Below are 22445 nucleotides of genomic sequence, written 5' to 3'. Positions count from 1 at the left end.
TATTTGAATAACAAATTTATTTTTGCCGTGCAATATCTCAGTCAGGTAAACGAGCGAATGCAACACATGCCAAATAGAAGTAAATATTTTTATGCCATAGGACTCAGCTATCAAAAAGCAGATGCTGAAGTGCGCGGTCATTTTAGTTTGTGCGAGACAGCTAAACAAAACGTTTTGTCTCAAGCCAAACAAAATGGTATTGAAAGTCTTTTGGTGGTTTCTACCTGCAACCGCACCGAACTTTATGGTTTCGCAGAACATCCTTTTCAATTAATTCAACTATTATGCGAAAACACCAAAGGAACGGTTGAGGAATTTCAAGATGTGGCTTATGTTCATAAAAATAAGGAAGCCATCAATCACATGTTTCGAGTCGGCTCTGGGTTAGACAGTCAGATTTTAGGAGATTTTGAAATTATCTATCAGTTAAAAGCTGGTGCGCGAATGTCCAAAGCAGTCGGTTTATTAAATTCATTTACAGAACGTTTAGTAAACTCTGTAATTCAAGCTAGTAAACGTATTAAAAACGAAACTCAATTATCCTCTGGCGCCACCTCGGTGTCCTTTGCCTCTGTGCAGTATATTATGAATAGCGTAGAGCGGATTTGTGATAAAAATATTTTACTCTTCGGTACAGGTAAAATTGGTAGAAACACTTGCGAAAATTTAGTAAAGCACACCAAGAATTCACATATCACTTTAATTAACAGGACTAAGGATAAAGCGGAAGAAGTTGCCGGAAAATTCAATTTGGTTGTAAAAGATTACGATAATCTAGCTGAAGAACTTAATGTTTCGGATATTGTTATAGTAGCCACTGGTGCCCAAAATCCTACAGTTTATAAATCTTTAATTTCCACCAAAAAACCGTTGTTGATTTTAGATTTATCCATTCCAAAGAATGTTAACGACGACATTAGAGAACTTGAGAATATTACGCTAGTGCATTTAGATGATTTAGCAAAAATCACTGATGATACTTTAGAAAAACGAAAAACTTATATCCCAAAGGCCGAAGCGATTATATCAGAAATTGCAACCGAATTTAATGCGTGGTTAAACACCTTAAAATTTGTTCCTACCATTCAGGCTATAAAACATAAATTGACTGATTTTAAAAATTCTGAATTCAATACACAACGCAAAAAAATGTCTGATTTTAATGAGGACCAAGCGGAGTTGATTACTAATAATTTAATTCAGAAAATAACAAATCAATTTGCGCATCACCTTAGAGAAGATAGTAATTCTTCCGATGAAAGCATCGAGCTTATCAAAAAAATATTTCAGTTAGAAACTACCGATAATGTCTAATAAAATTATTCGCATTGGCACACGCGACAGCCAGCTCGCTATGTGGCAAGCAAAAACTGTTCAATCTCAGCTTGAACATTTAGGTCATAAGACTGTTCTTGTACCTGTAAAATCTACTGGAGATTTAGTCCTTGACAAACCCTTATACGAACTTGGCATAACTGGTATTTTTACTAAAACCTTAGATATTGCAATGCTCAATGGTAGCATTGATATTGCGGTGCATTCTTTAAAAGATGTCCCAACTGTTTTGCCAAAAGGTATTGTACAAGCGGCAGTTTTAAAACGAGGTAATATTAACGACACTTTAGTTTTTAAAACCAACGAAGAATTTTTATCAGCTAGAAATGCTGTAATTGCGACAGGAAGTTTAAGACGACGCGCACAATGGTTAAATCGCTATCCAACACACACTATAGTTGGTTTACGAGGCAACGTGAATTCAAGATTAGAAAAACTTGAAAATAATGAGGATTGGAATGCAGCGATATTTGCAGGTGCAGGTTTGGGACGTTTAAATATTACACCCGAAAATTCAATCAATCTGCATTGGATGATTCCTGCGCCAGCACAAGGTGCTATTATGATTACTGCTTTGGAATCTGATGATGAAACAAGAGCAATCCTTACCGAAATTAATGATGAAGTAACTCAAATTTGCACCTCGATTGAGCGCGAATTTTTGAATCGATTAGAAGGTGGTTGTACAGCACCAATCGGTGCCATTTGTTATATCAACAAAGAGGAAGAAGTCAACTTTAAAGGGGTTCTTTTAAGTAAAGACGGCACTAAAAAAATTGAAGTCACTAAAGTAGTTCCCTTAGGAAAACACGAAAATATAGCGGAATTCTGTGCTGATTATGTTATTGGAAAAGGGGGTAAAGTATTGATCGACGAATTAAGCCAAGGCGATAAAATTACCAATATTTATTCCACTAAAAAGTTAACGAACGACCAAATGGCCAAGTTTCATGAAGACGTGGTTGCGGAAAGTAGTGATGCTGTAAAAATTAATCCGAATCGCTTAACTAAAAATGTGGTTCGAAATGAAATTGAAAATGTCATCATTACGAGTAAAAATGCGGTTGATTCTTTACTTACTAATTTTTCGCCTGTAGAGTTACAATTTAAGAATATTTATTGCGTTGGCAGAAAAACCAAACGTTTGGTTGAAAAACGCATCGGAAAAGTAAAACATTATGAAAATTACGCCAAGGACTTAGCCGAACACATGGCTGAATTTATGGATGGCACAGAAGTAACCTATTTCTGTAGTAATTTGAGATTAGACACTATTCCAGATATTTTAACTGACAACAATATTAAAGTCAACGAAGTAGAAGCCTACGAAACTAAGTTTGATGCTGAAAAAGTAGATGGCGATTTAGATGGTGTTATGTTTTATAGTCCTTCAACAGTGCAAAGTTTTTTAAAACTAAATAAGGCAAAAGGTATTGCATTTTGTATCGGTGAAACAACGGCAACGGAAGCTAAGACATATTTTAAGGAGGTTAGAGTGGCAAAGGTGCCTTTAGTAGAGAGTGTTGTGGATTTGGTGAATGACCATTTTAGTGCTTAATTAAAAAATATCTATAAGGTTTTTGAAAACCTAACAGGTCTGAAATAATTTACTTTAGCCATAATCTCTAATAAACAGATTCCTACGTCAAGCAAAAAAAGCTTAATTCGCATTGACCGAACGTATAAAAACTAAGAGTTTAATTAAAAAGATTCCGATTTTCACGGGAAATGAGCATGATTAAAAACGATTTATTCCTAAGAGCATTAAGAGGTGAGACTGTTGAACGACCACCAGTATGGATGATGCGCCAAGCCGGTCGCTACTTACCAGAGTTTATGGAAATCAAAGCAAAATACGATTTCTTTACACGATGCCAAACACCTGAATTAGCCAGTGAAATAACAGTGCAACCAATTCGTCGATACGGTATGGATGCAGCTATTTTGTTTTCGGATATTTTGGTTATTCCGCAAGCGATGAATATTGAGGTGCAGATGAAACCTAATTTTGGCCCTTATTTGCCTAACCCTGTACGTTCTCAAAAGGATGTGGATAATGTTATCGTTCCAGATGTTAAAGAGGCATTAAACTATGTTTACGAAGCTATAAAAGCGACCAAAGAAAAATTAAATGATGAAATTCCATTAATTGGTTTTGCCGGTTCGCCATGGACAATTTTGTGCTATTGCGTACAAGGACAAGGGTCTAAAAACTTTGATAAAGCCAAGGAATTTTGCTTTACCAATCCGATAGCCGCGCATCAACTTTTACAGAAAATTACGGATACAACGATTGCTTATTTAAAAGAGAAAGTAAAAGCAGGTTGTAATGCTGTCCAAGTATTTGATTCTTGGGGAGGCATGTTGTCGCCTGTGGATTATCAAGAATTTTCTTGGCAATATATTCAACAAATCATCGATGCATTAAAAGATGATGCACCTGTCATTGCTTTTGGCAAAGGCTGTTGGTTTGCTTTAGATACCATGGCAAAATCTGGAGCTTCAGCTCTAGGAATTGATTGGACATGTTCTGCTAGAAACGCACGTTACTTAACGGGTGGGAACATAACATTACAAGGTAATTTTGACCCAACACGTCTATTTTCTCCACCTTCAGAAATTAAAAAGATGGTCACCCAAATGATTAATGAGTTTGGAAAAGATAAATACATTGTGAATTTAGGTCATGGTATTTTGCCAAATATTCCTTTGGAAAATGCTAAAGCCTTTATTGATGCTGTAAAAGAATACAAAAGCCCGTCCTAATTTTCCCTAAGGGAAGAAACTGTTGCTCTTACTGTGTTCTTACTCATACTTAAAAAAAAATCAAAGTTTCTATTGAAATTCTTAACTTTGAAAAACTGAATTTTTTTAATTAAAATGAGATTCCTGCTTTCGCAGGAACTAATGATGATAAAAAACGTAGTACAAGGTATTAAGGCATATTCTGGTGCATTGGCAATAATTTCAAAATTAAAACTTTGGAAATATTTTGCTGTACCTATAATTATTAGCGTAATCACAGCTACTTTAATCGGACTTTCAGCTTATGGTTTATCTGATAATATGGGCCGTTTTATTGCGAAAGCTTGGATATGGGACTGGGGAAAAGAAACCTTTACTTCCATAACTACTTTCATCGGAGCCATCATTATTATTGCTATCGGCCTAATATTATATAAACATATCATCATGGCATTATCTGCGCCATTTATGAGTCCGGTTTCAGAGAAAATCGAAGCGTATTTAACAGGAGTAGAAAAACATCAACATAGAAATACCAGTTTTCAAGAACAACTTTGGCGTGGTATCCGTATCAATGTTAGAAATTTAGGCAAAGAACTGCTAATTACGATGCCCATACTTTTATTGAAATTTATTCCCGTTGTCAATATATTTTCAACGGTGTTATTATTTTTAGTTCAAGCTTACTATGCAGGTTTTGGTAATATGGACTATACTTTAGAGCGTCATTTTAAGTATCGCGAAAGTATTCGTTTTGTAAGACAGCACAGAGGTATCGCTATAGGAAATGGCCTTGTATTTATGCTCTTTTTACTAATACCTGTAATTGGTGTTATTTTAGTTTTGCCTATGAGCGTGACGGCTGCATCACTAAAAACGGTTGAGCTTTTAAAAGATAAAGATCTTTTGCGAAATGACCATCCTGTTTTAAGAACTGAGGTATGATTGCTCAGTTCAATGGTTTCGAAATCAATAAGATTCACAACGGAGATGCTTGGAAAATCTGTAATTTCGTAATTTCTAATGAAGACCGACTAAACCATTATTTTCCTAAAACCTTAGAACAAAATCTCACTCCGACGCTTTCTAACAATTTTGTGGAACAAAAAACAAAACAGTTTCAGAATAATGAAGAACTATTATTCACCCTTAAACATTCTGATACCAGAGCACTTGTTGGCTTATTTTTTCTAAAGGAACTGAATTGGGAAATTAAACAAGGAGAATTCGCCTATTGTATTGGTTATAATTTTGAAGGGCAAGGCTTAGCTTCCAAAGCTATTCAACACTTATCGCAATATGCTTTTGATTTGGGATTAGAAACACTTCAAATTATTGTACATAAAGATAATATGGCAAGTGTTAGAGTGGCCACGAATAATCAGTTTGAATGGATTAAAACTTTGCCGAATGAATTTACACCAAATAGAGAACAGCCTTTGGATATGGAACTTTATGAATTAAATTCTAAAAAATAGCATTATAACCTACACGGTTTTAAAATCGTGACAGATATTTATCAGAATGATACTAATTGGAAAAATGAAAATTACCTTTAAAACTGTTTAGTTCTCTTCATTTCAAAATTTTTTAACCAAAGACGAAAGTTTAATAAATTCAAAAAAAGATTATGTAATTTCATAATTTGAAGATTTATAAAAAATTTAATTTCATGCCTAAAAATAATTCTATTGAAGACCTCTCAAGTTCTGAAAACACTACAGGACAAGGAAAACAATTCAACGAAGAAATAAAAGATAAGTTCTTCAACTATATACACCAACTACAAGACACTATAACCTCAAAACTTGAAGATGTTGATGGTAAGGCAAAATTTCAAGAAGACCTTTGGGAACGACCAGAAGGTGGTGGCGGCAGAACACGCGTTATAGAACATGGAAATGTTTTTGAAAAGGGAGGTGTTAACATTTCTGGAGTTCATGGTAAATTACCAGACAGTATGCAAAAATACTTTGGTGTTGAAGATGCAGATTTTTTTGCTTGTGGATTGAGTTTAGTTCTTCATCCTACTAATCCGATGGTGCCGACAGTTCATGCGAATTGGCGCTATTTTGAAATGTATGATCAAGACGGAAAGATCGTTGATCAATGGTTTGGTGGTGGACAAGATTTAACACCTTACTATTTGTTTGAAGTAGATGCTAAACATTTCCATCAAACTTGTAAGACAGCTTGCGATCCTCATAATGTCGAATTTTATAAAAAATACAAGGCACGTTGCGATGAATATTTTTACAATGCACACCGTAATGAAGGGCGCGGAATTGGTGGTTTGTTTTTTGATTATTGTAAAGCTTCAGAAGAAATGAGCATGCAAAATTGGTATGACTTTGTTACTGAAGTCGGTAATAGTTTTTTAGAAGCTTATGTCCCTATTGTTGAAAAACGAAAAGACATAAAATATACAAAACAACAACGCGACTGGCAAGAAATTAGAAGAGGCCGTTATGTTGAATTCAATTTGGTTCACGATAAAGGTACCTTGTTCGGCTTAAAAACCAATGGACGTATTGAAAGCATTTTAATGAGCTTACCACCACATGTACAATGGGTTTACGACCATCATCCGGAAAAGGGAAGTGAAGAAGAAAAATTGATTGAAGTTTTACAAAATCCTGTAGATTGGGTGTAAGCTATAGACCTGTAAGGTTTCAAAAAAATCTGCCAAATCTAAAAGGAGTAAATACAATTATGAACTGCTATTGCGGAAATAACAAAACCTATAATGAATGCTGCGAGATTTTTCATATAAATCATGGAATAACAGCTACAGCCGAACAATTAATGCGCTCTAGATATAGTGCGTTTGTTTTAGCAAATGGGGATTATTTAATGGCAACGCATCATACATCTACACGACCAATAAAAGAGAAAAAAGCTATTGTAAAATGGGCAAAATCAGTACAATGGATACGATTAGAAATAATAGAATCCTCAAAGGGTTCTAAAGAAGATAATGAAGGTACGGTAACCTTCAACGCCTATTTTTTCGAAAATGGAAAAGTAGATGTTATCAATGAAAAATCCGCTTTTGTAAAAGAAAATAATTGCTGGTTTTATATAGGCTTAAGTAAATAATATCATTTGAAAAGTCTACAGCTTTCTAGCGATAAAAAACGGGTAATTATGAGTAACTTTGTGATTGATAACCGTAATTTTTATCAACCTAAATTTAGATCCTTATTATGTTTCCAATTAGAAGAAATAGAAGACTACGAACCAACGAAGCTATTAGAAGTTTAGTTAGGGAAACTTACATCACACCAAACGATTTTTTGGTACCATTATTTATTGTTGAGGGTAAAGGTGTAAAAGAAGAGATTGCATCGATGCCAAACTACTATCGTTTCAGTTTAGATTTATTAAAAGAGGAAGTAAAAACACTATGGAATTTAGGCCTAAAATCGGTTTTGCTTTTTGTTAAGGTAGACGATAATTTAAAAGACAATAAAGGCACGGAAGCTTGGAATACTAATGGATTAATGCAACGCGCTATAAAAACCGTAAAAGATGTATGTCCAGAAATGTTAGTAATGACAGATGTGGCCTTAGATCCATATTCAACTTATGGACATGATGGCATTGTAGAAAACGGAAAAATAATAAATGATGCCACTGTTGAAGCTTTAGCGGAAATGAGCCTATCCCATGCAGAGGCTGGTGCAAATTTTGTGGCACCTAGCGATATGATGGATGGCAGAATTATTGGAATCCGCGAAGCCTTAGACCAATCTAATTTTATTGATACCGGTATTATGAGTTATTCGGCTAAATATGCTTCGGCGTTTTACGGGCCTTTTAGAGATGCTCTGGATTCTGCTCCTGTAGATTTGGTGGATATTCCTAAGGATAAAAAAACCTATCAAATGGATTTTGCCAACAGAGATGAAGCTATTAAAGAGACCGAAATGGATATCAACGAGGGAGCAGATATGGTAATGGTAAAACCTGGTTTATGTTATTTAGATATTGTTAGAGATATTAAAAATACATTTAATGTACCGGTTGCTGTTTACCAAGTTTCAGGCGAATATGCTATGTTAAAGGCTGCGGCTGAAAAAGGGTGGTTAGACCATGATGCGGTGATGATGGAGCAAGTAACCTCTATTAAGCGTGCTGGTGCAGATATCATTGCAAGCTACTTTGCTAAAGATGTCGTAAAATTAATCGGCTAATTGATCAATGCATAATTATCTTTTCGAAACCAAAATCTTAAAATCTAATATTGCTCAAATAATTATACGGGTAAACTAATTACAAATTTGGCACCTTTATCTTTTCCTTTACTGAAAGGCTCAATAGTACCTCCATGTTTCTCAATAATCTTTTTTGAAAGATAAAGCCCAAGCCCTGTAGTTGGTTCACTGTGCGTACCCAAATGTCCAGGCACAAATTTACTAAAAAGCGTTTTTTTAGTTTTCCTAGTAAAACCTGTACCATTATCGCTAATCTCTATTTGCATCCTATTTCTTATTGGTTTAATAGTAATATCAATCTCACCATTAGTTTTAGAAAATTTAATAGCATTGCTTAATAAATTGGTAAATACCTGTTTTATGCCAAGAGCATGACCGTTGATTCTAATATGTTTAGGGATATTATTTCGCACCTCTAACTGTTTAGAAGTTATTTCTTTTCTATAGTCATTTATCACCTCATTTACTATGTCAAAAACAGGTAATTGCTCAAAATTATTGGAACTAATCTCTACTTGTTTCGCTTTTAAGATTTTTAACATACCATCTAAAAACTTAAGTTGTTTAGACGATATATCGCTTAATAAATTAAGATACTCTTCTCGCTCCACCGCATCTGTTCCATCCGTTTTTAAAAAATTAATTATTTCTAATGATTGAATTACTGGTGTCCGTAAATCGTGCGAAATCAATTCGGTAACATCTTGTTTTTCCTTATCAATTTCATCTAAGCGTTCAATAGTGAGCTGAATGTTTTTGAGAATTTGTCCGACCTCGTCACTATATGTTAAAGGTAAGGTCGGTAGTGTATTATTTTTCACATAGGCATTTAACGCCATTTCACCTTTAATAATTGGCACTAATAATTTGTTTAGAATATGTAGTGTTAATCCTGTTGCTGCAAGCGTTAGCCCTAAAATGGCTACAACTAATTTAGTTGTAGAGATATTTGAAGCAAACAGTGTATAAAACAATATACCTAACAACGGAATATGTATTCCCAAAAAGGCTACAAATAAAAATTTGTAAGAGTACTTTTTTAAAAATGGTATTTTGGAAAGTGAGTGATATATTTTCATAAATATTAATATAAGGCAGCTTATGTCACCTATTACTGTTAGGTTTTAATATATTAAATTTTATATGTTTTAATGAAACTTTTCGTGGAAATGGAGCCAAATTATTACGATATAGACACATATTTATATTCTACTTACCTTTTTTCAATACAATCAAAAATTTACACTTTCTATTATTTCTGAAAACCAGTTAATCTGTCTTTAAAAAAATTGCTTCTATGTTGTAACATTAAACTGAATGTATCTTTCTTAACTTATGATTTCAAAATCGATTTACTTAGGACATTTTTGTACATGTAACTTGTTTTGAATTAATGATTAAATCAATACAGCAAACCTTCTTCTAATTCTCGAAGTATATTTAAAGGAGAATATCAAGATTGTCGTACTAGGTTGACTTACAGTTCAAAGACTTAAAAACATCATGTACGACACAGAAATAATTAACCAAAAAAAACACATTATTATGGCAGAAATTAAAATTGAAAAAAAGAAACCCATATGGCCTTGGATATTACTAGCGATAGTAATCTTGGCATTACTCTATTTCTTGTTCGTGGGAGGTAATGACGACGATGGAGAAATAGACGATGGACCAGACGATGTAGAAATGATTACAGACGATACCGTTAATGATAACAGTATAGACAATGATAGCATTAAAGATGATGAATTTATGATTTCGGATAGTGCGAACTCAAACGTTTCAACATATCGTACGTATATAGACAATAACGACAAAATGGGTATTGATCATGAGTATACTAACCGTGCACTTACTAAGCTTATTGCTGCAACTAAAGCTGTAGCAGATTCATTACAGGTAGATGTGAGTGCAGATCTTTCAACTGCAAGGACCAATGCAGAGTCTGTCACCGAAGATCCTTATAAGGTAGATCATGCAGATAAAATAAGGAATTCTGGGGAAATCATAGTAAATGCATTGAAAACCATACAAACAGCAAAGTTTCCAGATTTAGATAATGATTGGTCTCAATTACAAAATTCGATTATGGCGATTAAGCCAGATACTAAAACCTTAGAACAGAAGACCGCAGTAAAAAACTTCTTCGCTAATGCCGAAGAGTTATTAACTAACATGAAAAAAAGATAAATTATGAGTACTAATAACGAAAAGAGCGTATACTATTTAGAGGAGCTATCCAACTATAAAGTAGCTGACAGTGATAAAGATGTTAGAGGTTGGGACGTAAAAGACAAGGACGGAAGGGTTATTGGCACCGTAGATAACTTAATTGTTAACAAAAACACAGAACGTGTTGTATATTTAGATGTTGAAGTGGATTCATCTATTATTGAAGCCAATTATAAACCTTACAGTGCAAAAGCTAAAGATGGGGTTCACGATTTTATAAATGAAAAAGGTGAAAATCATCTCATTATACCTATTGGTATGGCGCATCTCAATTTAGAAAGCGAACTAGTTTTTACTAAAGAGGTAAATCATAAAACCTTTGCAGAAACTAAACGCTTAAAAAAAGGGACTGACATTTATAGGGATTATGAAATTCTAATTTTAGACTCGTACAATAGAAATGATGATGTAGCGTCTTATCCGCAAGATGAAATGTTTTATGAACGGTCAGAATTCAAAGTAGAGTAAGTGATTTTTAAAATTATTTTATTCTCAATTGAACCTAATATATAAATTGACCTTGACGTAAAAAGTTTCAAAATCATAAGATTTTGGGACTTTTTATTTTAAATCTGAACTTAAACATTCATTTTGTAACTTTGTAACTCTAAAACTTCAAACTATTAATGGGCTTACTCATTTTTTACGCTGTCATATCCATCTTCTTTTCATTTCTATGTTCCATTTTGGAGGCTGTACTTCTAAGTATAACTCCTACATTTATCAATCTTAAAAAGAAAGAAGGAAACGCCTACGCTACTAATTTAGAAGAATTAAAAAAGGATGTAGATCGTCCGTTAATTGCCATTCTTACACTAAATACAATTGCACATACTGTGGGAGCAATCTTAGTTGGTGTACAAGCCAAAGTAGCTTATGTTAAACTTTATGGCTCTACAGAACATACTGTTTTAGGTATAGCGTTCACCGAAGATCTCATGGTTGGTATCGTTTCCACTATAATGACTATTCTTATTTTGGTCGCTTCAGAAATTATCCCTAAAACTATTGGAGCTACTTATTGGAAAAAATTAGCCAATTTTACTTCCAAAGCACTAAATATTTTAATTTTTCCTTTGAAATATACCGGTATCCTTTGGATGCTTCAACTCACTACAAAATTAATTGGCGGTAAGGGCCATGGGAGTGTTTTGAGCAGGGAAAGTTTTGCCGCTATGGCAGAGATTGCCCAAGAAGAAGGAGTTTTTGAAGAAAACGAAAGTACCATTATTAAAAACCTATTAACGTTTAAAGAGGTTTTTGCAAAAGATATTATGACTCCACGAACGGTTATGGAAGCTGTTGATGAAAACACAACTGTAGAACTATTCTTTAAAGAAAATATGAATCTTCGTTTTTCTAGAATTCCTATTTATTCTGATAGTCCAGATAATATTAAAGGTTTGGTTTTAAAAGATGAAGTTTTTAAGGAAATGGCTTTAGATAATGGGAGTAAAAAGCTTTCTGAGTTGATAAGAGACATTATTGTTATTGAGCGTAACTTACCTATTCCAACCTTATTTTCAAAACTGGTTGAAAGTAGAAACCACATGGCATTAGTTGTGGATGAATACGGTTCGGTAAGTGGTTTAGTAACTATGGAGGATGTTATTGAAACGTTGCTCGGTTTAGAAATTATGGACGAAAGCGATGATGTATCAGACTTACAACATATGGCTAGAAAGAGCTGGGAAGTACGCGCTAAAAAACTCGGAATTTTAGAGGAAAAACCTACTACGGAAGAAAACGAATAAAAATGCCAACTTGTATCATTGAAACCCCTTTAGGTTGTGCTAAAATTAATGGCGATAAAGATGGTATAATATCAGTTTCAATTGTAGATACGCAAGAAGAATTATCTCATACAATTCCAGAAGCATTGCTAGATTGTACTACTCAAATTAAAGAATACTTTAAAGAAGAACGTACTTCTTTCGATTTAAAACTTAATCCTGAAGGCACTAGTTTTCAGAAAAAAGTGTGGGAGCGACTTAAAACTATTCCTTTTGGAAAAACCGTATCATATCTAGAATTATCCAAACAATTAGGAAACGTTAAAGCGATTAGAGCCGTCGCAAGTGCCAATGGCAAAAATCCACTATGGATAATCGTGCCCTGCCATAGAGTAATTGGTAGCGACGGAAGCCTTACAGGTTATGCCGGCGGATTATACAGAAAACAATGGCTCATCAATCATGAAAGTGATTACACACAACAATCTTTATTCTAATTTATATATTTTAAATCCTCCTCATGAAGTTACTAAAAAACCTATTAAAATGGCTAATCGGCATAATCGGATTGCTAATCATTGCCGCTTATATTTTTGATTATGATTATATCTTAAAAGGTATTAGAGTAGTGTATTTTACAGGACACTCCACGGCATATATAGATGATTATCCGCATTTTGAAAATGATACTATTAAAAAAGGATCTATAACCGATACTTGGCCTTTGCACGAAAAATACAATTCGGTTAAAGCTACAGAACCGTTAGAAGACATAAATACTCAATTGGGCACCATAGCATATCTCATTATAAAAAATGATAGTATTTTGTATGAACAATACGCAGAAAATTATGATGAGGATTCCAAAACCAATTCGTTTTCTATGGCTAAAAGTATAACTTCCTCTTTATTAGGCAAGGCTATAATGGATGGATATATCAAAAGTTTAGAACAACCAATTAGTGATTTTTTTCCAAAATTTAAGAATACCAAAACCACCGTTGGCGATTTATCCTCAATGGCGTCAGGTTTAGATTGGGTAGAGTCTTATACAAGTCCATTCTCAATTACAGCAAGAGCGAATTATGATGACGATTTGGCTGAAACTATTTTAAATCAAAATGTAGTAAAAACACCTGGAAAAGAATTTGAATATTTAAGCGGAAGTACTCAACTGCTAGGTATGGTGATTCAGAAAGCTACAGGAAAGCAATTGGCAGATTATCTTTCTGAAAGTTTCTGGCAACCTTTAGGAGCTAAAAGTGACGCTTTATGGCAATTAGATGACGACGACAATAAGTTGGCTAAAGCATTTTGTTGCATATCTAGTAATGCTCGAGATTTTGCTCGCTTTGGCAAACTCTATAAAGACCATGGAAAATGGAAAGGAAAGCAACTTCTTGACTCTTCTTTTGTAGCGAAAGCGACACACTCAAGATTTACGGATCAGCCTTACGGCTATGGTTTTTGGATAAGTGACTATAATGGTAAACATACATTTGCAATGCGCGGCATTCTAGGCCAGTACGTAATCGTTATACCAGAAGATAATTTAATTGTGGTTAGATTAGGACATCACAGAAGTCCTGACACCGTTAATTCTTTCCCTTCGGATTTTTATGTTTATATTGATGAGGCTTATGAGATGATGAAGAATTTATAAAAAAACTACAAACTGAATATGATTAGTAAACTCAACTTAGAAAACATCCTATTCCTAGATATCGAAACCGTCCCTGAAACAGAAAATTTCTCTGACTTAGATATTGCTAAACAAGAACTTTGGGAAGCCAAATCCCGTTACCAAAGAAAAGAAGAGTTTACGGCAGATGAGTTTTATGATAGGGCTGGTATTTGGGCAGAATTTGGAAAAATAGTTTGTATATCGGTTGGGTATTTTAAAATGGAAGGTGAATCTAGGACGTTTAGAGTAACTTCTTTTTATGGTGATGAGATTAAGATTCTAAAAGATTTTAAAAATTTATTAGTTACTCATTTTAGTACCAATAAACATCTACTTTGTGCACATAATGGTAAGGAATTCGACTTTCCTTATATAGCAAGACGTATGATTATCCACAACATAGAATTACCATACAAATTAAATCTCTTTGGCAAAAAACCATGGGAAGTACCGCATCTCGATACTTTGGAGTTATGGAAGTTTGGCGATTATAAATCTTATACTTCTTTAAAACTATTAACGAATGTTTTAGGCATTCCTTCACCAAAAGACGATATTGACGGTAGTGAAGTCTACCATGTTTATTATAAGGAAAAAGAAATAGACCGCATTATTATCTATTGCGAAAAAGATACCATTGCAGTGGCCCAAATTTTCCTAAGATTACGAGGTGACGAATTACTTCATAACAATGAAATAAAACATGTGTAATTCTAGTTTAGATACTAACGTTATTTATGGCAAATTTAATAGACATTGAAAATATCAATATTTCATTCTTTAAGAATAAGGTTGAAAAACACATTATAAAAAATGTATCCTTCTCTATTCAACCTAATGAAATTGTAGCGGTAGTTGGCGAATCGGGTTCTGGTAAATCCATCACCTCTTTGGCATTAATGGGATTATTACCAAAAAAAATATCTAAAATAACCTCTGGTTCTATTCTATTCGGAAATAAACAATTAGTTAATTTGGCTGAAAAAGAATTTCAAAATTTAAGAGGAAAAGAAATTGCGATGATTTTCCAAGAGCCAATGAGTTCCTTAAATCCGTCAATGCGTTGTGGTAAGCAAGTACAAGAAATATTGAAACAACATTTCAAACTTACTGCTGCAGAAATAAAATCGGAAGTTATCCATCTTTTTGAAAAAGTAAAATTACCTCATCCCGACCGAATTTTTAAAGCCTATCCACATGAAATTTCAGGAGGTCAAAAACAACGGGTAATGATTGCCATGGCTATCGCTTGTAAGCCAAAATTATTGATTGCAGACGAGCCTACGACGGCATTAGACGTTACCGTGCAAAAAGAGATTTTAGAACTTCTAAAAACGATTCAGAGCACAACTAAAATGAGCGTATTATTCATTTCACATGATTTGTCTTTGGTTTCAGAGTTAGCCGATCGGGTTTTGGTAATGTATCAAGGTGAAATTGTGGAGCAAGGCACAACCGCTACAATATTTAATACACCTCATCATAATTACACCAAAGCACTTATTGCCGCTAGACCTTCAACTGAATTTAGATTAGAACAATTACCAACAATTTCAGATTTTATGTCTGATAATGTGAGTAAAGCTATTATTTCTGATGCTGACAGAGCTAAAAATCATAAAGATCTGTATGCTCAAAACCCGTTATTAGAAGTCATTGATTTGGAAAAAACGTACCTGTCAAAAACAGGCTGGCTTTCTAAAGATGTCGCATTTAATGCGGTAGATGGTGTAAGCTTTAAGGTGTTTCCTGGGGAAACCTTAGGTTTGGTCGGAGAATCTGGCTGCGGAAAGTCGACTCTAGGTAATGCTATTTTACTATTAGATAAAGCCACATCAGGACGTATTTTATACAAAGGAATAGACATCTCTAAATTAAATACGGCCGAAATGCGATCGTTACGAAAAGATATCCAGATTATATTTCAAGATCCGTTCGCCTCTTTAAATCCACGTTTAACAATTGGGAATGCCATATTAGAACCTATGAAAGTCCACGGCATAGGATCTTCAAATAACGAAAGAAAAGAAAAAGTAATTGCTATTTTAGAAAAAGTTGGTTTGGATGCGTCTGCTTTTGATCGTTATCCGCATGAATTTTCTGGTGGGCAACGTCAACGAGTGGGCATTGCTAGAACTATAGCTTTAGAGCCACAACTTATTGTGTGCGATGAATCAGTTTCGGCATTAGATATCTCCGTTCAAGCCCAGGTTTTAAATCTATTAAACAATTTAAAGGAGCAATTTGGCTTTACCTATATCTTTATTTCACACGATTTAGCGGTTGTAAAATATATGGCAGATCAATTATTAGTAATGAATAAAGGAAAAATTGAAGAAATTGGTGATGCCGATATAATTTATGCATCGCCAAAACAAGCTTATACAAAAAAGTTAATTCATGCTATTCCGAAAGGTTTATAGCATGAATACTTTTTTTGCTAATTTAAAAACATTCGAGACTAACTCAAAAGTATTTTCTAAAACTGAAATTCCGTGATCTTCATTAGAAGTAGGTTCTGGTAAAGTAGATTTAGATTTCATAAGCGGTCAATTAGGTAGATTTAGGGCAAAAAGGTTAATTTAGGTTTATGCTAAATCAGGTTAATTTCAGTTTTAATTATTGGGGACTGCTAATATCAAACTTAATTTCAATATATCAGTCTAAATACACTATAAATCGATGAAATACATTATTTTTTAACATTTAAAACATTTTACAAAGAATTTACGCACAAAAAAACCGCTAATTTATTGCGGTTCATATTTATTTAATGCTCTATTTATACATTCATTTCAGGAATTTCACCATCGACAAAAAGATCGCCCTCCGTGGCATTTTTAATGTCTTCCACTGAAACTCCAGGTGCCCGTTCTAAAAGCTTAAATCCATTTGGTGTTACCTCTAAAACTGCCAAGTTTGTTACTATTTTCTTTACACAAGCCACTCCAGTTAATGGTAAAGAGCACTTTTTTAACAACTTAGATTCACCAGCTCTATTCGTATGCATCATAGCCACTATAATATTTTCTGCACTTGCTACTAAATCCATAGCTCCCCCCATACCTTTGACCATTTTCCCGGGAATTTTCCAATTGGCTATATCCCCATTTTCCGAAACTTCCATTGCTCCTAATATGGTTAAATCTACATGTTGTCCTCTGATCATTCCGAAACTCGTTGATGAATCAAAAAATGATGCCCCTGGCAATGTCGTTATCGTCTGTTTCCCTGCATTAATAATATCGGCATCTTCATCTCCTTCGAAAGGAAAAGGCCCCATTCCTAAAACTCCATTTTCACTTTGAAATTCGACTTCAATATCATCTCTAACAAAATTAGCTACTAAAGTGGGTATACCTATGCCTAAATTAACATAGTAACCGTCTCTTACTTCCTTTGCGATGCGCTTTGCTATTCCGTTTTTATCTAACATTTTTTTTGAATTAAAAGTTTTAAGTGCCTATACTGTTATAAAAGTGTGAGTTGAATGGTAGTTATAAAGTTTTATTTTCTGTCTGAGTTGGTAAACCTTAGGCGCTTAACTTATAACTACTAGAGTACATTATTAAAATTAAGAATTCTTTTGCCTCACTGTTCGTTGTTCAATTCTCTTTTCATAGGTCTCGCCTTGAAAAATACGTTGCACAAAAATTCCAGGAATATGAATTTGGTTAGGATCTAATTCACCTACTGGCACTAACTCCTCAACCTCAACAACAGTTACTTTTGCTGCACCACACATATTAGGATTAAAATTCCGAGCTGTACCTTTAAAAATTAAGTTTCCGGCAGCATCACCTTTCCAAGCTTTAATAAAAGCAAAGTCGGCCTTAAAAGCGTGTTCTAAGACATACATTTTTCCATCGAATTCGCGTACTTCTTTACCCTCTGCAACTTCAGTTCCGTAACCTGCAGGAGTAAATATGGCTGGAAATCCAGCTTGTGCCGCTCTACAACGCTCTGCTAATGTTCCTTGAGGAATTAATTCAACATCCAATTCACCAGACAGCATTTGGCGTTCAAACTCATCGTTTTCACCAACATAAGACGATATCATCTTTTTTATCTGTTTTTGATGTAGCAATAGACCTAAGCCAAAATCATCGACTCCAGCATTATTAGAAATACAGGTCAATTCTTTTAAATTAAGTTTCACGAGTTCGGCTATAGCATTTTCTGGAATTCCAGATAGCCCAAAACCGCCAAACATAAAAGTCATATTATCAGATGCACCTTTCAATGCTTCTTTAATATTCTTCACTTTCTTATTAATCATATATAGAAAAATTTTGCTGTTGAAAAATACGAAACTTAGTCTTAAACTTAGAATATTAAGTCATAAAATAAGATGTAGATATTAAAGAAATTAGAAATCGAAATCCATGGAATCTTCAGGATCTTCGTCACTACCAAGATCTCCTTCATCTCTAGCTTCGCAATTAATATCAATCTTTAGATCAGATGGTTTTTCAAACTGACCATCAGAAACTTCTAGGGTTTCATCTTCATAACAAGCTTTCATATATAATCCCCATATTGGTAAGGCCATGGAAGCACCTTGACCGTAGGTAATAGACTTAAAATGAACGGCTCTATCTTCGGCACCAACCCAAACGCCAGTAACCAAGTTAGGAACCATTCCCATAAACCAACCATCACTTTGATTCTGAGTTGTTCCAGTTTTTCCTGCAATTGGATTTTTTAATTCATACGGGTAACCCGTCATGATTTCTCTATATACATGGTTGTATTTATCAACACCTTTATGTCTAAGTCTTCTACCTGATCCGGCTTGGGTTACACCTTCCATTAAATTTACGGTAACGTAAGCCACCTCTTCACTCAATACATCTTTACTCTCTGGTGCAAACTGGTATAATACTGTTCCGTTCTTATCTTCAATACGGGTTACCATTACAGGTTTATTATAAACTCCCTTATTTGCGAAAGTAGAATACGCCGCGACCATCTCATATACACTAATATCAGCAGTACCTAACGCAATTGCCGGTACAGGCAAAATATCTGCAGTAACTCCCAATTTTTTTGCCATTTCTACCACAGGTTGTGGACCGATTTCATTAATTAAACGTGCAGTTACCGTATTGGTTGAACTTGCCAACGCATCCTTTAATGTTTGTTTTCCTGAATAATTACCATCAGAATTTTTAGTGGTCCAAGCTTCTGGGTTTCCAAATTTATTTGCCTCAATGGTAATAGGCGTTCTCGGAAATGAATCGCAAGGGGAAAACTGTAATTGGTCAATGGCTGTGGCATAAACAAATGGCTTAAATGTAGAACCGACTTGCCGTGTGCCTTGCTTTACCATATCGTATTGGAAGTGTTTATAATTCATTCCGCCGACCCATGCCTTTACATGTCCCGTTAACGGATCCATAGACATCATACCAGGACGTAAAAACGACTTGTAATATCGCATGGAATCTATAGGCTTCATAACAGTGTCCACCTCACTTGCTTTACCATCTTTCCATTTAAAAACAGTCATTTCCGTAGGTTTATCAAATGAAGCTCTAATTTCTTTGTCTGATTTTCCTTGAGCCTTTAGTATTCTCCAACGTTCACCACGTTTCATACCATCATTCAATAATTTCTTAACCTCAGCTTGGCTGAGTTCTAAAAATGGGGTGGTTTTGTTTCTTTCTGGAGTGTTTTGAATATCAAACTCAGCTTGCAATCTTGGCATATGTTGAGCAATGGCATCCTCAGCATATTGCTGCATACGAGAATCTATAGTGGTATAAATTTTAAGACCATCTGTATATAAATCGTATTTACTCCCATCTGGCTTTCTGTTAGTTTCTTCTTTTGCCCATTCTTTCATAAAGCCTCTCAAATATTCTCTAAAGTAAGTGGCAATACCTTCACGATGGTTTTCTGGTGTAAAGTCTAAATCGAGTTCTGTTTTTTGAAGTGAATCTTTAATCTCTTCAGAAATATACTCATACTTCTTCATTTGAGCCAATACTACATTTCTTCGGTTTTTTACCCCAACAGGATTCTTTGAAGGTATAGGATTGTACAATGATGAATTTTTGAACATACCGACTAACATAGCAGATTCTTTCAAATTTAAATCTTTGGGTTCTTTATTAAAATATATTCTTGAAGCAGATCGGATGCCATCACCATTATTTCCAAAATCGTAAATATTAAAATATTGGGCAATAATTTCTTCCTTGGTATATTGACGCTCCAAGCGGATCGCTATAATCCATTCTCTAAATTTTTGAAACAACCTTTCTATTTTGTTTGAAGAAACTTGTTTTGTAAACAATTGTTTTGCCAATTGTTGCGAAATTGTACTCGCACCGCCGCCACTTCCGAATTTAGAAAACGCTCTTAGTGTTCCCCTAGCATCTATACCCGAATGGTCATAATATCTAATATCTTCAGTAGCTATTAGCGCATCTACGATATTTTGAGGTAAATCTTCAAACCCTACAGGTGTTCTATTATCATTAAAATAAAATTTACCTAGTGTTTTATTATCTGAAGAGATAATTTCAGTAGCTAAATTTGTTTCTGGATTCTCTAATTTGGTATGATCGGGCATTTCACCTAAAAAGCCCCAAGAAGCGAATAGAAATAACATTACTACGGCTAAAATGCCAGCTAAAAATACCATCCAAAACCAACGTACGTATTTTGAAAAATCTAAAGTTTCCGTCTTAGATTTCGTTGTTTTCTTTTTTGCCATAATTACTACTTTTGAGCCTGTTCTACTCTAAAACCAATATCTGTTATACCTTCTAGATTTTTAACACCATCAACATCACCATTGTTTCGCATGGCGTGTTGAATATTTACCGTGTAATCCCCTTCTTCGTTAAATTTAAAAGGTTCTTTATAACCTCTAAACCACAATTTATTTTCTTTTAGATCTGAAAAACCACTACCCAACAACTCTCCATTTGGTGCTGCCATTTTATATTCTAAGGTATCTTTTACTGCTTTTCCGTTGGGGTAATTCAATTCTACAATAAGAAATAAGTTGCTGAATTTATAGGCATTTGTATTTCTTAAGTTAACGTATAAGTTATATTTTTTTGTAGTGTCTGGTGCTTTAAAATTAAAACTAGCAATAGAATCTTTATTCCATTGATTAGGAACTGAAGTATACTCATCAAACACAGCATCCGAGTCGCAACTTGACAATAAAAAACAACCGATTACAACTAAAAATAACCGACTAGTCTTTTTTAGTATTTGCATTGGATTTGGATTTTGGTTTTTGATTACGGTTTCGATTTTGAGATTTATTTTTAGTATTGTTATTGCTGTTTCGGTTTTTATTACTTCTCTTGTTCTTATTGTTTTTACGTTTCTTATTCGATTTTGGACTATCGAAACGCGTTAAACTGTCTTGACCTACAACGTTCTCAAATTCTGTTTTAGTATCCTCTATATGCTCAGCGGCATATTCCTCAAGGCTTGCCACTTTTTCTTTTTTCTTATTTTTCTCTATAATTTCATTGGCCTGATCTGTAGTAATGACATGCCAATTCATCCACTCTCCCTCATAAGCATACCATATTAATCCTTTAAAAATATCGGTTTTTTGGCAAACTGCTGTTCCTTTTTGAGTGTATAGTTTTATGTCGTTTTTTGGAAAAGCTTTTAATGCATCTAAATAGGCATCTAGCTCATAATTTAAGCAACATTTTAATTTTCCGCATTGACCAGCCAATTTTAATGGATTTAGCGATAATTGCTGATAGCGTGCTGCAGAAGTACTTACCGATCTAAAATCGGTTAACCAAGTAGAACAACATAACTCTCTACCACAAGAGCCTATACCTCCAAGTCTCGCCGCTTCTTGTCTAAAACCGACTTGTTTCATTTCTATTCGCGTTCTAAACTCACGAGCAAAAACCTTAATTAATTCTCTAAAATCAACACGTTCTTCAGCAGTGTAATAAAAGGTTGCTTTACTGCCATCTCCTTGAAATTCGATATCCGAAATTTTCATTTTCAGATTTAGATTGATGGCAAACTGACGGGCTTTAACTTTCATAGGTTCTTCTCTATCTCTAGAAGCAGACCAAATGTCAATATCTTTTTGCGAAGCTTTTCTGTATATTTTTAAAACATTTTCTGTGTCAGTAAGTTTTACTTTTTTACGCTTCATTTGCACTTTTACAAGTTCGCCTGTAAGTGTAACCATGCCTATATCGTGACCAGACTTTGCTTGTGTAGCCACAATATCACCAATGCTTAATGTAAGATTTTCTGTGTTTTTATAATAGTGTTTTCTGCCGTTTTTAAAACGTACTTCAACACCAATAAATGGGTCTTGTCCGTTTGGAAGCGACATGTTGGCTAACCAATCAAAAACAGTTAATTTATTGCAGCTATCTGTACCACAAGTTCCGTTGTTTTTGCATCCTTTTGGTTGGCCGTCTTTACCAGTTGTGCAACTGTTGCAAGCCATAAAAATTGTATATATTAAATCTAAAAACTAATGAGTTC

At 34.3% G+C, this 22445-nt stretch carries 22 protein-coding genes; 15 read left to right on the top strand and 7 right to left on the bottom strand.

Annotated features, from left to right (window positions below):
• Window positions 1-66 precede the first annotated feature (66 nt).
• The 8 genes from hemA (at window position 67) to hemB (ending at window position 8276) form a co-directional block, all read left to right on the top strand.
• Window positions 67-1314, top strand: a complete 1248-nt coding sequence (gene hemA, locus QMA06_RS02975; RefSeq protein WP_407704295.1) for a glutamyl-tRNA reductase — start codon at window positions 67-69, stop codon at window positions 1312-1314.
• Entirely contained in the window at window positions 1307-2893 is a 1587-nt protein-coding gene (gene hemC / locus QMA06_RS02970) for a hydroxymethylbilane synthase (protein WP_290205363.1), read from the top strand. Before hemA ends, hemC begins: the two co-directional genes overlap by 8 nt.
• 176 nt (window positions 2894-3069) lie before the next feature.
• Window positions 3070-4101 carry a uroporphyrinogen decarboxylase gene (hemE, locus tag QMA06_RS02965; protein WP_290205362.1) on the top strand — a complete coding sequence of 344 codons (1032 nt, stop codon included), beginning with the start codon at window positions 3070-3072 and terminating at the stop codon, window positions 4099-4101.
• 144 nt (window positions 4102-4245) lie between these two features.
• Window positions 4246-5025, top strand: a complete 780-nt coding sequence (locus QMA06_RS02960; protein WP_290205361.1) for an EI24 domain-containing protein — start codon at window positions 4246-4248, stop codon at window positions 5023-5025.
• Window positions 5022-5558: a GNAT family N-acetyltransferase gene (locus tag QMA06_RS02955; protein WP_290205360.1), complete on the top strand. Its 537-nt coding sequence runs from the start codon at window positions 5022-5024 to the stop codon at window positions 5556-5558. The genes QMA06_RS02960 and QMA06_RS02955 overlap by 4 nt, the downstream gene beginning before the upstream one ends.
• Window positions 5559-5830: 272 nt before the next feature.
• The gene (gene hemF, locus QMA06_RS02950; RefSeq protein ID WP_290205757.1) at window positions 5831-6733 is read left to right on the top strand and encodes an oxygen-dependent coproporphyrinogen oxidase; all 903 of its coding nucleotides are present in this window, start codon (window positions 5831-5833) and stop codon (window positions 6731-6733) included.
• Window positions 6734-6792: 59 nt separating this feature from the next.
• Window positions 6793-7179 (top strand): YchJ family protein, encoded by a 387-nt coding sequence (locus QMA06_RS02945; protein ID WP_290205359.1) that lies wholly within the window; start codon window positions 6793-6795, stop codon window positions 7177-7179.
• Window positions 7180-7286: 107 nt separating this feature from the next.
• On the top strand, window positions 7287-8276 hold the full coding sequence (gene hemB, locus QMA06_RS02940) for a porphobilinogen synthase (RefSeq protein WP_290205358.1): 990 nt from the start codon (window positions 7287-7289) through the stop codon (window positions 8274-8276).
• Window positions 8277-8338: 62 nt separating this feature from the next.
• On the opposite strand, the gene QMA06_RS02935 is transcribed toward hemB, so the two are convergent.
• A complete protein-coding gene (locus QMA06_RS02935) occupies window positions 8339-9376 on the bottom strand; it encodes a sensor histidine kinase (RefSeq protein WP_290205357.1) in 1038 nt (345 codons plus the stop codon).
• A gap of 466 nt (window positions 9377-9842) precedes the next feature.
• Between QMA06_RS02935 and QMA06_RS02930 the strand changes: the two genes are divergently transcribed.
• The 7 genes from QMA06_RS02930 (at window position 9843) to QMA06_RS02900 (ending at window position 16372) form a co-directional block, all read left to right on the top strand.
• Window positions 9843-10490, top strand: a complete 648-nt coding sequence (locus QMA06_RS02930; RefSeq protein WP_290205356.1) for a hypothetical protein — start codon at window positions 9843-9845, stop codon at window positions 10488-10490.
• 3 nt (window positions 10491-10493) lie between these two features.
• The gene (locus QMA06_RS02925) at window positions 10494-11000 is read left to right on the top strand and encodes a PRC-barrel domain-containing protein (RefSeq protein ID WP_290205355.1); all 507 of its coding nucleotides are present in this window, start codon (window positions 10494-10496) and stop codon (window positions 10998-11000) included.
• A 158-nt stretch (window positions 11001-11158) separates the two neighbouring features.
• The gene (locus tag QMA06_RS02920) at window positions 11159-12286 is read left to right on the top strand and encodes a CNNM domain-containing protein (RefSeq protein ID WP_290205354.1); all 1128 of its coding nucleotides are present in this window, start codon (window positions 11159-11161) and stop codon (window positions 12284-12286) included.
• A gap of 2 nt (window positions 12287-12288) precedes the next feature.
• A complete protein-coding gene (locus tag QMA06_RS02915; protein WP_290205353.1) occupies window positions 12289-12762 on the top strand; it encodes a methylated-DNA--[protein]-cysteine S-methyltransferase in 474 nt (157 codons plus the stop codon).
• A gap of 23 nt (window positions 12763-12785) precedes the next feature.
• Window positions 12786-13928, top strand: coding sequence for a serine hydrolase domain-containing protein (locus QMA06_RS02910; protein ID WP_290205352.1), 1143 nt, complete (start codon window positions 12786-12788; stop codon window positions 13926-13928).
• Between the two features lie 18 nt (window positions 13929-13946).
• Window positions 13947-14660 carry a 3'-5' exonuclease gene (locus tag QMA06_RS02905; protein ID WP_290205351.1) on the top strand — a complete coding sequence of 238 codons (714 nt, stop codon included), beginning with the start codon at window positions 13947-13949 and terminating at the stop codon, window positions 14658-14660.
• Between the two features lie 26 nt (window positions 14661-14686).
• On the top strand, window positions 14687-16372 hold the full coding sequence (locus tag QMA06_RS02900) for an ABC transporter ATP-binding protein (protein ID WP_290205350.1): 1686 nt from the start codon (window positions 14687-14689) through the stop codon (window positions 16370-16372).
• Here QMA06_RS02900 and QMA06_RS02895 read toward each other — a convergent pair.
• The 6 genes from QMA06_RS02895 to QMA06_RS02870 form a co-directional block, all read right to left on the bottom strand.
• Complete coding sequence (locus QMA06_RS02895) at window positions 16367-16492, bottom strand: hypothetical protein (protein ID WP_290205349.1); 126 nt, start codon at window positions 16490-16492, stop codon at window positions 16367-16369. The genes QMA06_RS02900 and QMA06_RS02895 overlap by 6 nt on opposite strands.
• Before the next feature lie 239 nt (window positions 16493-16731).
• Window positions 16732-17385, bottom strand: coding sequence for a CoA transferase subunit B (locus tag QMA06_RS02890; RefSeq protein ID WP_290205348.1), 654 nt, complete (start codon window positions 17383-17385; stop codon window positions 16732-16734).
• A 138-nt stretch (window positions 17386-17523) separates the two neighbouring features.
• On the bottom strand, window positions 17524-18228 hold the full coding sequence (locus tag QMA06_RS02885) for a CoA transferase subunit A (protein WP_290205347.1): 705 nt from the start codon (window positions 18226-18228) through the stop codon (window positions 17524-17526).
• A gap of 90 nt (window positions 18229-18318) precedes the next feature.
• The gene (locus QMA06_RS02880) at window positions 18319-20673 is read right to left on the bottom strand and encodes a penicillin-binding protein 1A (protein ID WP_290205346.1); all 2355 of its coding nucleotides are present in this window, start codon (window positions 20671-20673) and stop codon (window positions 18319-18321) included.
• Between the two features lie 5 nt (window positions 20674-20678).
• The gene (locus QMA06_RS02875; RefSeq protein WP_290205345.1) at window positions 20679-21188 is read right to left on the bottom strand and encodes a gliding motility lipoprotein GldH; all 510 of its coding nucleotides are present in this window, start codon (window positions 21186-21188) and stop codon (window positions 20679-20681) included.
• Window positions 21166-22407, bottom strand: a complete 1242-nt coding sequence (locus tag QMA06_RS02870) for a PSP1 domain-containing protein (protein WP_290205344.1) — start codon at window positions 22405-22407, stop codon at window positions 21166-21168. Before QMA06_RS02870 ends, QMA06_RS02875 begins: the two co-directional genes overlap by 23 nt.
• Between the last annotated feature and the right edge of the window lie 38 nt (window positions 22408-22445).

The sequence above is a fragment of the Winogradskyella bathintestinalis genome (assembly GCF_030407435.1).
GTDB classification, from domain to species: domain Bacteria; phylum Bacteroidota; class Bacteroidia; order Flavobacteriales; family Flavobacteriaceae; genus Winogradskyella; species Winogradskyella bathintestinalis.
This window is presented reverse-complemented; position numbering and strand designations above follow the sequence as displayed.

Coding starts and splice junctions, on each gene's coding strand:
- QMA06_RS02935 (WP_290205357.1), bottom strand. CDS start 9,376: ATGAAAATATATCACTCACTTTCCAAAATACCATTTTTAAAAAAGTAC.
- QMA06_RS02920 (WP_290205354.1), top strand. CDS start 11,159: ATGGGCTTACTCATTTTTTACGCTGTCATATCCATCTTCTTTTCATTT.
- QMA06_RS02890 (WP_290205348.1), bottom strand. CDS start 17,385: ATGTTAGATAAAAACGGAATAGCAAAGCGCATCGCAAAGGAAGTAAGA.
- QMA06_RS02870 (WP_290205344.1), bottom strand. CDS start 22,407: ATGGCTTGCAACAGTTGCACAACTGGTAAAGACGGCCAACCAAAAGGA.
- QMA06_RS02885 (WP_290205347.1), bottom strand. CDS start 18,228: ATGATTAATAAGAAAGTGAAGAATATTAAAGAAGCATTGAAAGGTGCA.
- QMA06_RS02955 (WP_290205360.1), top strand. CDS start 5,022: ATGATTGCTCAGTTCAATGGTTTCGAAATCAATAAGATTCACAACGGA.
- QMA06_RS02925 (WP_290205355.1), top strand. CDS start 10,494: ATGAGTACTAATAACGAAAAGAGCGTATACTATTTAGAGGAGCTATCC.
- QMA06_RS02900 (WP_290205350.1), top strand. CDS start 14,687: ATGGCAAATTTAATAGACATTGAAAATATCAATATTTCATTCTTTAAG.
- QMA06_RS02875 (WP_290205345.1), bottom strand. CDS start 21,188: ATGCAAATACTAAAAAAGACTAGTCGGTTATTTTTAGTTGTAATCGGT.
- QMA06_RS02880 (WP_290205346.1), bottom strand. CDS start 20,673: ATGGCAAAAAAGAAAACAACGAAATCTAAGACGGAAACTTTAGATTTT.
- hemE (WP_290205362.1), top strand. CDS start 3,070: ATGATTAAAAACGATTTATTCCTAAGAGCATTAAGAGGTGAGACTGTT.
- QMA06_RS02915 (WP_290205353.1), top strand. CDS start 12,289: ATGCCAACTTGTATCATTGAAACCCCTTTAGGTTGTGCTAAAATTAAT.
- QMA06_RS02910 (WP_290205352.1), top strand. CDS start 12,786: ATGAAGTTACTAAAAAACCTATTAAAATGGCTAATCGGCATAATCGGA.
- hemB (WP_290205358.1), top strand. CDS start 7,287: ATGTTTCCAATTAGAAGAAATAGAAGACTACGAACCAACGAAGCTATT.
- QMA06_RS02960 (WP_290205361.1), top strand. CDS start 4,246: ATGATAAAAAACGTAGTACAAGGTATTAAGGCATATTCTGGTGCATTG.
- hemA (WP_407704295.1), top strand. CDS start 67: ATGCCAAATAGAAGTAAATATTTTTATGCCATAGGACTCAGCTATCAA.
- QMA06_RS02930 (WP_290205356.1), top strand. CDS start 9,843: ATGGCAGAAATTAAAATTGAAAAAAAGAAACCCATATGGCCTTGGATA.
- QMA06_RS02905 (WP_290205351.1), top strand. CDS start 13,947: ATGATTAGTAAACTCAACTTAGAAAACATCCTATTCCTAGATATCGAA.
- QMA06_RS02895 (WP_290205349.1), bottom strand. CDS start 16,492: ATGAAATCTAAATCTACTTTACCAGAACCTACTTCTAATGAAGATCAC.
- hemC (WP_290205363.1), top strand. CDS start 1,307: ATGTCTAATAAAATTATTCGCATTGGCACACGCGACAGCCAGCTCGCT.
- QMA06_RS02945 (WP_290205359.1), top strand. CDS start 6,793: ATGAACTGCTATTGCGGAAATAACAAAACCTATAATGAATGCTGCGAG.